This window comes from Gordonia hongkongensis, from assembly GCF_023078355.1.
In the GTDB taxonomy this organism is placed as follows: Bacteria; Actinomycetota; Actinomycetes; order Mycobacteriales; family Mycobacteriaceae; genus Gordonia; species Gordonia hongkongensis.
Genome location: NZ_CP095552.1, coordinates 1847701 through 1859583 on the forward strand (window position 1 = coordinate 1847701; position 11883 = coordinate 1859583).

Here is an 11883-nt window from a genome sequence, read left to right on the forward strand (position 1 = left end):
CGCGGGCACCGCACTTGACAGCCATCTCGTACGTATGTTCGACTCCCATCATGCGATGGTCGGATCAGGCGGTCGAGGTCGACGACGGGTCGCTCCCGGGGCTGAGCCGCTCGGGTCTGGTGCGGTCGGTGCGTACGCCCGATTTCGAGGGTGTCACATTCCACGAGGTGCTGGCCAAGAGTGCGCTCAACCGCGTGCCGGAGGCCTCGCAGCTCCCGTTTCAGTTCACGGTCAACACCTTTCGCGGGTGCACGCATGCCTGCCGCTACTGTTTCGCCCGTCCGACGCACGAGTACCTCGACCTCGACGCGGGCACCGATTTCGACACCCAGGTCGTGGTGAAGCTCAACGTCGCGGCGGTGTTGCGCAAGGAACTCAAACGCCGGTCGTGGACCCGGGAGACGGTGGCGCTGGGCACCAACACGGACCCGTATCAGCGTGCCGAGGGGCGGTACCGACTCATGCCGGGCGTGATCTCCGCGCTCGCCGAGTCCCGGACGCCGTTCTCCATCCTGACCAAGGGCACCTTGATCCGTCGGGATCTTCCGCTGTTGCGTCAGGCTGCGGGGGAGGTCTCGGTCAGCGTCGGGATCTCGCTGGCGATCCTCGATCAGGACCTGCAGAAGAAGATCGAACCGGGGACGCCGTCGCCCCAGGCGCGGCTGTCGGTGATCCGCGATCTCGCCGATGCCGGCATCGCGCCGCATGTGATGGTGGCCCCCGTCATCCCGTACCTCACGGATTCGACCGCGCATCTCGACTCGTTGCTCGAGGCACTCGCCGAGGCGGGCGCGTCTGGTGTGACCGCGTTCCCGATGCATCTGCGATCCTCGACCAAGCCGTGGTTCCTCGAGTGGCTGGCGGAGGAGCATCCGGCGCTCATCCGCCGGTACCGGGGGCTCTACGGGCGTGGCGCCTATGTCACCCCGGAGTACTCCTCGTGGCTGCGTGACCGGATGAAGCCGCTCGTGCACCGGCATGGCCTGGCCGGTTCCGGCGGTCTCCGGCAATCGGGTCCCGACTCGCCGGCGACGGTGGCCGCGCCCGAGCTGCAGCACGCCCTCACCCTGTTCTGACCCGTGCCGTCCTGACCGCGCCCCTGAGCTGGGCTGTTTTCGGCGTGGATGCAAACATCCTGTGCTGCGCAACGGCTTTCGGCTTCGGTTGACGCTTGTCGGTGGTTGGTTCTACTCTCGAACAATCGAAACAGTGTTCGAATGATCGGCGGACGAGGGGCCTCCTCGGGATCGTTCGGGAACTGTGTCGAGAACCCTGATGGCGCGCACCTTCCCGGCTCGCTCGAGAACTACTCATGTCGACTGGAGGGTGCCGGATGGATGTCTCTGCTGGTGTGGCCGTGACCGATGCCGTGACCGATACGGCGGCCGGTGGCCGGGCCGACGAGCTGGCGGGTTTGCGCCGGCGGATGGCGGCCATGTCCGGTCGGCCCGACCAGCGGGTGGTCGAGGTCCGAGACCGGTCGGTGGGTGTCCTTCCCGTGCCGGAATCGTTGTCGGACATCTTGCCGCACAACGGTATTCCGCGAGGGTCGGTGGCCCGGCTCGACGGCGCCCGTTCGGTGCTGATCGCGATGATCGCTTCGGTGACCCGTGCGGGTGGACAGGTGGGGATCGTCGGGTTGCCCCGGTTGAGTCTGCTGCCCGCGGCGGAGATGGGCGCCGACCTGTCCCGCATCGCCACCATCCCCGATCCCGGTCCCGACCCGGTCGAGGTGGCAGCGGTGCTGCTCGACGGTATGGACCTGGTGATCCTGGACCTGGGGAGCGGTGGCGAGGGTGCTCGCCCGCGGAACGAGATGGTGGCCCCCTCGCGTGCCCGGGTGGTCATGGGCCGCGTGCGCAAACAGTCGTCGGTGCTGCTGGTGACCGGTGGTGCATGGCCGGGTGCGCAACTGGCCCTCGAGGCCCGTGTCCTCACCTACCGGCACAGTCCGGGCCTGCCCGGCCGGTCTGCTCCCGCCTCCCGCGCGGCCGGTCTCGACTCCGCACGCAGCGGCTACGGCCGCATCGGCGGGATGCGGCTGGAGGTCACGGTGTCGGGCCGCGGCCGGCGATCCGAGAGCACCGAGGTCGAACTCCGGGCGACGGGCCACGGTGCCGATCGCACGGTCGAGATGGTCGCGGCGGCGACCGTCTCCCCGGTGCTCGCGGTGGCGAACTGATGCCCTCCGGAGAGCAGGGGTCCCGGCGTATCCTCGCGCTCTGGTGCCCGGACTGGCCGGCGATGGCCGCGGCGGCCGAGGCGGATCTGCCCCCGCTGCATCCGGTCGCGGTGCTGTCGGCGAATCGGGTGGTGGCCTGTTCGGCCTCGGCACGGGCCGCCGGTGTGCGGCGGGGAATGCGGAAGCGACAGGCGCAGGCGGCGTGCACGGAGATGACCGTGGTCGCCGCCGACGAGAACCGGGACGGACGGCTGTTCGAACCGGTGGTCGCCGCGGTCGCCGAGGTGATCCCCGCCCTCGAAGTGCTCCGGCCGGGTCTCCTGGTGATCGCCGGCGACCGTGCCGCCCGCTACTTCGGCGGGATGGAGGCCCTCGCGGAGGAGCTCGTCGACGTGGTGTCGGCGTGCGGCATCGAGTCGCAGGTCGGCATCGCCGACGAGATCTTCACCGCCGTCCTCGCCGCCCGGAACGGGCATCAGGTGGAGCCCGGGGGTGACCGGGAGTACCTCGCCGGCCGCCCCGTCGCCGACCTCGCCGTCGAACCCAGCATGAGCGATCCGTCCCGTGCCGATCTCGTGGAGTTGCTGCGCCGGTTGGGGATCGGCACGATCGGCGCCTTCGCCGACATGTCCGTCACCGACGTCGCCACCCGGTTCGCCCGGGATGCGGTCGTCGCGCACCGGCTGGCCAATGCGCTGCCGGGGCGTGTCCCGTCGTCACGTGGTGTGCCGGCCGAACTCGACGTCGACCACACCTGCGACCCGCCGGTCGACCGCATCGACGTCGCGGCGTTCATCGGTCGCACCCTCGCCGACGTGCTGCACCGACGCCTGCGTGATGCCGCGGTGGCCTGCACGCGACTCACCATCATCGCGACCACCGAACGCGGACAACAGCATTCGCGAACCTGGCGATGTGCCCAACCGCTGACGCCGGAGACGACCGCGGATCGTGTCCGATGGCAACTCGAGGGGTGGCTGACCGGCGCGGCGCGGCCCACCTCCCCGCGGGTCGAGCCGCGCGCAGCGAGGAGCAGTGCCCGACCCGACTCGCCGATCGTCCGGCTGCGGCTCGAACCGGTCGAGGTCGTCGAGGCCGGGGCCCTGCACTATCAGCTCACCGACGATCTCTCCCGTGGCGGGCTGGCCGGTGAACCGGATGTGGAGGAGCGCGCCCGGCGTTCGCTGGTGCGGATACAGGGGCTGCTGGGCGGGGATGCGGTCCGTATTCCCGTGCTGAGCGGTGGTCGTGGACCCGCCGAACGGATCACCATGGTCTCACTGGGCGACGAGCCGGCTCCGCGCCGGGATCCGTCGGCGCCATGGCCCGGACGCCTGCCACAACCCAGCCCGACGGTGCTGGTGGAGACCGCGATCCACGTGCTCGACGCCGTGGGGCAACCGGTGAAGGTGACCGATCGCGGGGCCTTCACCGCCGAACCGGTGACCGTCGCGCTGGCCTCGTCCCGGGCGCGCCGGTCGAGTTGGGGCCTGTGCTGGTGGGCCGGGCCCTGGCCGGTCGGAGGCGCCGACCTGCCCGCCGGGGCCTCGGTGCCGACCGGAGCCGCCGAGACCGGACTGACCGCGCGGGCGCAGGTGCTGCTCGACGATTCGCGCGCCCTGCTGCTGTGTTACCGCGCCGGGGAGTGGATCGTCGAAGGTGTCTACGAGTGACTGCGTCCCGCGGAGTGGCTTCGAGAAGAAACGCCGCGACCGAAAGCGTGCGCGTTCGCCTCTGAGATGCCACTCTCGACGCATGGCACGTACCTGGTTGTCGGTGACAGTGGAACTGCTCGGTGGTCGCGGCGTTGAGTTGTGGCCCTGGCCCGGAAGGGTTTTCGCGGTCGGACCGGCGCACACGTTCAAGGATCTGGCGACCGCCATCGATGACGCGTTCGCTCGATGGGATCGTTCCCATCTGTCACTTTTCACCCTGGACGACGGCAGGGTGGTCGCCGACGCCGCGCTCGGTGCCGACCTGGCCGGTGGTATCGGCGGCCCGATCTCCGAGCCCGTGGACATCGCCACGGCCAAGGTCGCCGCGTTCGCAGCGACCGGTTCCGAGTTCCAGTACACCTTCGATCTAGGCGACGAGTGGACCCATCGGTGCGTCGTGGGAGATCTGAAGGTCGACCCGGTGGACGTGTTGGGCATCAAGCCGACAGCGCCGCTGGCGTACTTCGGTTGGGGCGACATCCCGGATCAGTACGGTCGACGGACGGCCGATGGGGACGACGAGACGCCACCACGCCCCACCGTTCCTCATCCGATGCTCGTCGGCCAGTGGCCCGCGCAGAAGGAGATACGTGAACTCGATCTGGGCGAGGTACGCGGGTCGATCGCGTCGTCGGATGCCGATCGTTTCCTGGATGCCGTCATCGGATGCGATCTGCACGACGCACTCCAGCAGGTCGGCCCCGGGGTACCGATGGCACTGCAGAAGCGCCGCGAGCGAGCCGAACCGGTGGCTGTGTCGATCGTCGAACAACTCAAACGACGGGGAGAGGCCGGCGACGCCGAACTCGCCGAGGAACTGCTCGCGAGCCTGCGCGGGGAACCCGCGCCGGGACGGCCGATCGCGGTGGATCTCGAGATGCTCAGCGACGAGATGGAGGGTGATCCGAACCGGTCCACCGGCGGACTCATCGACCTGAGCACCGGCTTCGTGTACAACGACGAGATGCTCGACCCGGGCGTGCTCGATGAGGAGATCGACGTCGAGGAGGACCCGGACCGCTGGCTGCGCTTCGACTGCATCGGTTCGCGCGACAGCTGGCGGGACATGGCCGATTTCGCCACGCGCACCACCGATCCCGACCTGCGAAACCGTCTGGAGCGCGCGATCGAGGGACGAGGTGCGTTCCGCAGGTTCCGGGACGTCGTCCACGAAGCGGGTGTGAGTCAGCAGTGGTATGCGTTCTCCACCGACCGCAAGTTCGGACGGGCACGCAAATTCCTGGTCCGTGAAGGCATCCGACCGATCTGACTCAACTGTTGTGCCCCCGCGCGATGACCGGCCACCGGCTGTCCGAGCCGTCGATCGCCACCAGTTCGTCGACGAGATTGACCGCAGTGCAGACGTGGTTCGGCACCACCCGGATCACGTCGCCCAACCGGGGGCTGACGTCGATTCCGCCGGGAACTCCACCACCGCGTGATGTTCGGACAACTGCACGACGCGGGCGTCGGGGTGATCGAGGAGGCGTCCGTGGCCGGTCGCCCAGGCGGCTCGGTCGGCGCCGAGGATCTTGCTGCCGGCGTCGAGGACGATCCGTCCGGGTTCGCTCCGCACCACGGTTGCCACCGCGGTCAGAGCGACGTCGTCGAATCCGCAGGTGCCGATCTCGACCTGCTGGGCGTCGTTGAGGGGATACACGCCCGGACGGATCTCGGTGAGCACGCCCGCATACGTGGGGTCGCCGACGAATTCGACGGTGGGTGTGGATCCGCCGCTGCGCACCCGCGGATCGATGCCCTGCGCTCGGAGACTCTCCGCCGCCGTACGCAGTGCCGCCACCTCCTGTTCCGCGGCCCGCCGGCGGGTGTCGCCGACGCCGTAGCCGTGGCCGGGGAAGGTGAAGACGCCGACGACGTCGAGCCCCGCTGACACGCCCGCCGCCGCGACGCCTCCGGCGTCCCCGGGTGCGGTCCCGGTGCGGTGTTGCCCGGAGTCGACCTCGACGAGTGCCTCGACCCGCTGCCCGCCGAGCAGCGCCCCGAGATGCCGTGCGCCCTCCGCCGAGTCGACACCCACCCGTAGCGACACCCGGTCTGCGAGGGCGCGTAACCGGGCGGCTTTCGCCGGGGTCGGCCAGATGGGATAGGCGATGAAGATGTCGGTGCACGAGGTGATGTCGGCGGCGTCGGCGAAGGCCTCGGCCTCGCCGATGGTGGCCACCGCCAGCCCCGTGGCACCGGAATCGATCTGCATCCCGCGATCTCGGCGCATTTGTGGGTCTTCGCATGCGGCCGGAAGTCGACGCCCGCCGATCGCGCGCGGTCGGCGAGCACCGCGAGGTTGCGCGTCATGCGGTCGACGTCGACCTCGAGATACGGGGTGTCGATCACGCGTCCCGCCCGCCGGCGTCACGATCCGAACGGCCCAGCGCCGCCGCCGATTCGCCGAAGACCAGGTACTCCTGGTGCAGGATGCGGGTGGTCAGTCCGGGGGTGACGCGGTGCCCGATCTCGGCGACGAGCCCGACCAGCGAGTCGACGCGCTTGGGTCGATCGATGATCGCGTGCAGCACGCGCGCCGCGGCCCGGTCGACGTTCCAGGTCCCGGGCTGGTTGTCGTAGGCCTCGGTGGGCGCGATCATCCGCGTCTTCACGAGGGGGAGACGGACATTGGAGAAGGTCACGTGGTCGGACACCGTTTCGGTGCCGGTGACGTCGCTGAAGGCCTCCAGAGCGGCTTTTGACGCCGCGTAGGCACCGAACCGCGGGCCACGCGACTGCACCGCGATCGAGGTCACGTTTACCACATGACCCGCCTGCCGGGCGATCATGTGCGGCAGCAGTCCGAGGACGAGGTTCACCGCGCCGAAGTAGTTGACCGCCATCACCCGGTGGTAGTCGTGAGACCGATCCACCGAGTTGATCGTGGCACGACGGATCGACCGGCCGGCATTGTTGACCAGGACGTCCACGTGACCGTGCGCGGCGAGCACGGTCTTGACGAGCGCATTGACCGATTCCTCGTCGGTGATGTCGCACTGGTATGCGGTCACCTGACCGGGCGGGATGCCCTTCTTGCTCGTCGTCGAGTTCAATTCCTCGGTCGCCGATTCCAGTTCGTCGGCGTTGCGGGCGACGATGAGGACGTTGGCCCCGCGTGCGACGCACATCCGTGCGGTGGCCTTGCCGATCCCGCTCGACCCGCCGGTGATGAGAACGTTCTTGCCGACGAGCGGCCCGCGCGGATCGGTGCGCCGGTTGCGTGACCGGTCGAGGTGTCGTGACCAGTAGGTCCACAGGCGCGGGGCGTAGTCGGCGAAGTCGGGCACGGTGATGCCGAGGTCACCCAGGACCGCCACGGTGGTGTCGGCGCGGAAGTCGACCGGCAGCGTCACCGCGTCGAGTACTGCCCCGGGGATCCCCTGCTGGGCGGCTACGAGGTTGCGTCCGACGCGCGCGATCCCCATGCCGGACAACGTCATCACGGGTTCCACCGCAGCCCGTGGGATGGCGTCGAACCCCTTCGGCGCCTTGAACGCCGGTGCCAGCGCGTTGTACATCTCGGTGGTGGTGAGCGACTTCGGGTCGCTGAGATGGAACACCAAACCGCTGCGCGTGGGGTTCACGCCGAGGAGGGCGACCATCGCGGCGGCGACGTAATCGACCGGCACGATGTTGAGCGTCCCGAGATCGGGCATCGGCAGTCGCAGCATCGAGGGCAGTCGGCCGAGCGTCGCGAGGTGGCCGAAGAAGTAGTAGGGACCGTCGATCTTGTCCATCTCGCCGGTGCGCGAGTCGCCGACCACGATCGACGGCCGGTAGACGCGCCAGCGGAGTCCCTCGCGTTCGCGCACGACACGTTCGGCCTCGAACTTGGTGCGATGGTAGGCAGTCGGAAAGCCCTGTCCGACTTCGAAGTCCATCTCGGTGAACCGCCCGCGGTGGTCACCGGCCACGGCGATCGAGGAGACGTGGTGGAACAGCGCATCGTGCGCGATCGCGAAGTCGGCGGCGCGCGAGGTCCCGACGACGTTGGCGGCGCGCTGTGACTCCGCATCGGCGGCCATGTCGTAGATCGCCGCGAGGTGGATGACGTGATCGATCGCGGGGACGGTGTCCGGTGCGATACCGAGTCCGGGTGCGGTCAGGTCGCCGACCACGGGTGTCACGCGGTCGCCCGCGTCGAGGTCGTCGAGCATGGCGACGAACGCCGCGCGCGAGGTCTCGCGTACCAGTGCGTGGATGGTGGCGTCGGGAGCGACGGTCAGGAGACGTTCGAGTACGCGTCGCCCGATGAACCCGCTGCCCCCGGTGATGAAGTAGCTCGTCATGGAAGAGATCCCATCAGATGGGCGGGCCGACGGCCCGCTGGCTGTCCACGGTCCGCGGGCCGCGGATCTGTCTGGTACTCAGGGTGACACTAACTTGCGGCGATGGCAATGACTACGCGCGCGGCGTCGCGCGCCCGTACGCGTCGATCGTGCGTCTCATTCCGTCGACTGTGCGTTCGACCCCGTCGATTGTGCACCGCGATCGCCCGACCAGGCCGACTTCCGCAACAGGCGGGCGCCGTTGAGCGCGACGAGCACGGTCGAACCCTCGTGCCCGGCCACGGCCAGGGGGAGTGGCAGGGTGCCGATGAGATCCCAGGTCACGAGGGTGAGGATCACGGTGGCGGCGATGCACAGATTGGCGATGACGTAACGGCGGGCGAGGCGGGACAGCCGTATCAGCGCGGGGACCGCGGTGAGGTCGTCACGCACGATGATCGCGTCGGCGGTCTGGACGGCGAGGTCCGCACCGCGACGACCCATCGCGATGCCGGTCCCGGCCGCCATGAGTGCCGGTGCGTCGTTGATGCCGTCGCCGACCACGAGCACGTGTCCCTCGATCTCGCCGACGATCCGGACCTTGTCCTCCGGCAGCAGGTCGGCGTGTACCTCGCGGATTCCGGTCCGGTCGGCGACGTCCGCGGCGACCGATGGCCGGTCGCCGGTCAGCAGCAGGACCGAACCCGACGTGACGTCGCCGATAAGCCGCACCGCCTCGGCGGCGTCGTCCCGCAGGCGATCGACGAGTTCGATCCGGCCGATCTCCCGCCCGTCGACGAGTACGCCGACCACCGTCCCGGTCGAACCGGCGACGGTGCGCTCGACGGTGACGCGGCGCCCGCCGACCGCCCCCGTCACCCCGCGTCCGGGAAGCGCCCGGAAACCCTCCACCGATTCGACGTCCAGTCCGCGGTCGGCGGCGGCGGTGACGATCGCGCGACCGAGGGGATGCTCGCTGGGGTACTCGACCGCGGCGGCCAGCGCCAACACCTGCGACGGGTCGTGACCGTCGAGCGCCGCCACGTCGACGACCTGCGGGCGTCCCTCGGTGAGGGTGCCGGTCTTGTCGAACGCGACGACCGAGGTCCGTCCCACCGACTCCATCACCGCGGCGGACTTGACCAGGACGCCGTGCCGACCGGCATTGGCGATCGACGCGAGCAGCGGCGGCATCGTCGACAGGACGACGGCGCAGGGCGAGGCGACGATCATGAACACGATGGCACGAAGCAGCGCCTCGTCGAAAGTATTGCCGAACAACATCACCGGGATGCCCAGCACCAGCAGGGTGGCGACGACGACGATGACGGAGTACGTCTGCTCGACCTTCTCGATGAAGAGCTGGGTCGGTGCCTTCGTCTCGGATGCCTCGGCCACGAGCGTCGCGATGCGGGCGATGGCCGACTCCGACGCCGGACGGGCGACCTCGACGATCAGCGCGCCGGTGCCGTTGACGGTGCCGGACAGCACGTCGTCGCCCGCCGCCCGCACGATCGGGACCGACTCGCCGGTCACGGCCTGCTGATCGACCTCGCTGCGGCCGTCGACGACGACGCCGTCCGCGCCCACCCGTTCGCCCGGACGGACGAGGATACGCTGGCCGACTTCGAGTTCGCGGCAGTCGATCTCGCGTGTCGTGCCGTCGGGCGCATACAGGGTGGCACGTTCGGGGGCCAGTCCGAGCAGGGCGGTCACCGAATCGGCGGTGCGCTGGGTGACGACGACCTCCAGAGCTCCCGAGGTCGCGAAGATCACGATCAGCAGCGCGCCGTCGAAGACCTGCCCGATCGACGCGGCGGCGACGGCGGCGACGATCATCAGCAGATCGACGTCGAGTCGTCGTCCCCGCAGTTCCTGCAGGCCCGATCGGGTCGGTTCCCATCCGCCGGCCAGATAGCACGCGAGATACGCGGTCCACCAGGACCATTCGGGCGCCTGGCTGATCTGGAGCAACCAACCCGCGAGGAACAGTGCCAGCGCGAGGCCCGCCCAGCGCACCTCGGGTAGCCGGAGTCCCGTCCGGAGGATCGACGGCGGGGTGCTCCCGCGGTCGGCTCCCGCGCGCGTCGAGTTGCGGGCCGTTCGTTCCGTCGTCTCCGCCGTACCCATCGTGTCTCCCGTCTGTCGTCGGCCCTCCTGCTGGTTGAGCCGGCACCGAGCGTGAGCGAGGCGCCGAGTCGAAGCCACTTGCCGACAGCCGCCCTCCTGCTGGTTGAGCCGGCACCGAGCGCGAGCGAGGCGCCGAGTCGAAGCCACTTGCCGGCAGCCACCCTCCTGCTGGTTGAGCCGGCACCGAGCGCGAGCGAGGCGCCGAGTCGAAGCGACTCGCCGACAACCACCTTCCTGCTGGTTGAGCCGGCACCGAGCGCGAGCGAGGCGCCGAGTCGAAGCCACTCGCCGACATCCACCTCTCAGACAGTAACAGTTCATATGAAGAGGTTTTCATGTAATGTCCAGCCGGTAGCATCCGCTGCATGGGACACGGCATCGACGAGGGGATGCGGCCGGCTGCGCGGCTCGATCCGGAATCGGCCGTGCACGTCGCCACCACCCTGCAGGCGCTGGCGACCCCGAGCCGGCTGCTCATCCTCACCGAGTTGCGGTCCGGACCGCGCTCGGTGACCGATCTCGCCGACGCCGTCGGCATGGAGCAGTCCGCGGTCTCCCATCAGCTCCGGTTGCTCCGCAACCTCGGGCTGGTCACCGGCACCCGGTCGGGTCGGTCGATCAGTTACAGCCTCTATGACAGCCATGTCGCCCAGCTGCTCGACGAGGCGGTCTACCACAGCGAACACTTGCGGCTCGGGCTCGCCGAGCGTCCGCAATCGGCGGGTTGATCCGACGTCACCGAAAGGCATCGCATGACCAGTGACCACACGGCCACGTCGGGAGAACCGCTTCTGTGGATCGAGCAATCCGGGCGGGTGCGGACGTTGGTCCTCAACCGTCCGTAGGTCCGGAATGCGCTCAGCTTTGACCTGATCGTCGCTCTCCGTTCCGAATTGGCGAACGCGGATCACGACGATGACGTCGACGTCGTCATCCTCACCGGCGCGGGCTCGGCATTCTGCGCCGGCCTGGACCTGGCCGAGTTGGGCTCGTCGACCGACAGTGCTCGACTGCTCGATCATGCGGACGTACCTGTCGGGCATCCGTGGCGCCCCATCTCGAAGCCGATCATCGGCGCCGTCAACGGTGTCGCCGCCACCGGTGGTCTGGAGTTCGCCCTCGCGTGCGATGTCCTGATCGCGTCCGAACGGGCCCGCTTCGTCGACACCCATTCGCGGGTCGGGGTGCTGCCGGGCTGGGGTCTGACGTCTCGATTGCCGGCAGCGGTCGGCCGGGGTTTCGCGCGCCGCATGAGCCTGTCCGGGGAGTTCGTCGATGCCCAGACGGCGCTGCGGGTCGGTTTGGTGACCGAGGTGGTGGCCCACGATCAGCTGATGGCCTCGGCGATGGAACTCGCGGTGTCCATGGCCGGGAGTGACCAGCTCGCGGTGCGGACCATGCTCGACTCGTATCGGCGTGCCGAGCAGCATCTCGTCGGCCCGGCGCTCGACGTGGAGAACGACACGTCGGTCGAGTGGATGTCAGGTTTCGACCCCGCTCGGGTGGCCGATCGTCGGTCCGGCATCGTCGAGCGGGGCCGGGCCAACAGCTGACCCCTCCCCGCTGTCGCATCGAACTTGTGTTC

Annotated in this window: 7 protein-coding genes and 2 pseudogenes; 6 read left to right on the forward strand and 3 right to left on the reverse strand. The window is 69.3% G+C overall.

The window, feature by feature from the left end:
• The first annotated feature begins 50 nt into the window (after positions 1–50).
• The 4 genes from MVF96_RS08395 to MVF96_RS08410 all read left to right on the forward strand — a co-directional run bounded on the left by MVF96_RS08395 (position 51) and on the right by MVF96_RS08410 (position 5167).
• Positions 51–1076: an Rv2578c family radical SAM protein gene (locus tag MVF96_RS08395; RefSeq protein WP_058250682.1), complete on the forward strand. Its 1026-nt coding sequence runs from the start codon at positions 51–53 to the stop codon at positions 1074–1076.
• Between the two features lie 257 nt (positions 1077–1333).
• Positions 1334–2182 (forward strand): hypothetical protein, encoded by an 849-nt coding sequence (locus MVF96_RS08400; RefSeq protein WP_175404281.1) that lies wholly within the window; start codon positions 1334–1336, stop codon positions 2180–2182.
• Entirely contained in the window at positions 2182–3855 is a 1674-nt protein-coding gene (locus tag MVF96_RS08405; RefSeq protein WP_058250680.1) for a DNA polymerase Y family protein, read from the forward strand. The genes MVF96_RS08400 and MVF96_RS08405 overlap by 1 nt, the downstream gene beginning before the upstream one ends.
• An 82-nt stretch (positions 3856–3937) precedes the next feature.
• Positions 3938–5167, forward strand: a complete 1230-nt coding sequence (locus MVF96_RS08410) for a UPF0158 family protein (RefSeq protein WP_058250679.1) — start codon at positions 3938–3940, stop codon at positions 5165–5167.
• 1 nt (position 5168) lies between these two features.
• Here the strand turns inward: MVF96_RS08410 and MVF96_RS08415 are convergent.
• From MVF96_RS08415 to MVF96_RS08425, 3 genes and pseudogenes are all read right to left on the reverse strand, one after another.
• A pseudogene (locus MVF96_RS08415) lies at positions 5169–6210 on the reverse strand (alanine racemase).
• Between the two features lie 35 nt (positions 6211–6245).
• Positions 6246–8189, reverse strand: a complete 1944-nt coding sequence (locus MVF96_RS08420) for an SDR family oxidoreductase (RefSeq protein WP_078112079.1) — start codon at positions 8187–8189, stop codon at positions 6246–6248.
• A gap of 156 nt (positions 8190–8345) precedes the next feature.
• Positions 8346–10298 carry a heavy metal translocating P-type ATPase gene (locus MVF96_RS08425; protein ID WP_078112078.1) on the reverse strand — a complete coding sequence of 651 codons (1953 nt, stop codon included), beginning with the start codon at positions 10296–10298 and terminating at the stop codon, positions 8346–8348.
• A gap of 365 nt (positions 10299–10663) precedes the next feature.
• Here MVF96_RS08425 and MVF96_RS08430 point away from each other — a divergent pair, with 365 nt between their 5' ends.
• Both MVF96_RS08430 and MVF96_RS08435 read left to right on the forward strand, forming a co-directional pair.
• Positions 10664–11026 (forward strand): ArsR/SmtB family transcription factor, encoded by a 363-nt coding sequence (locus MVF96_RS08430; RefSeq protein ID WP_078112077.1) that lies wholly within the window; start codon positions 10664–10666, stop codon positions 11024–11026.
• Positions 11027–11050: 24 nt separating this feature from the next.
• Positions 11051–11851 (forward strand): annotated as a pseudogene (locus MVF96_RS08435) (enoyl-CoA hydratase).
• Positions 11852–11883 lie beyond the last annotated feature (32 nt).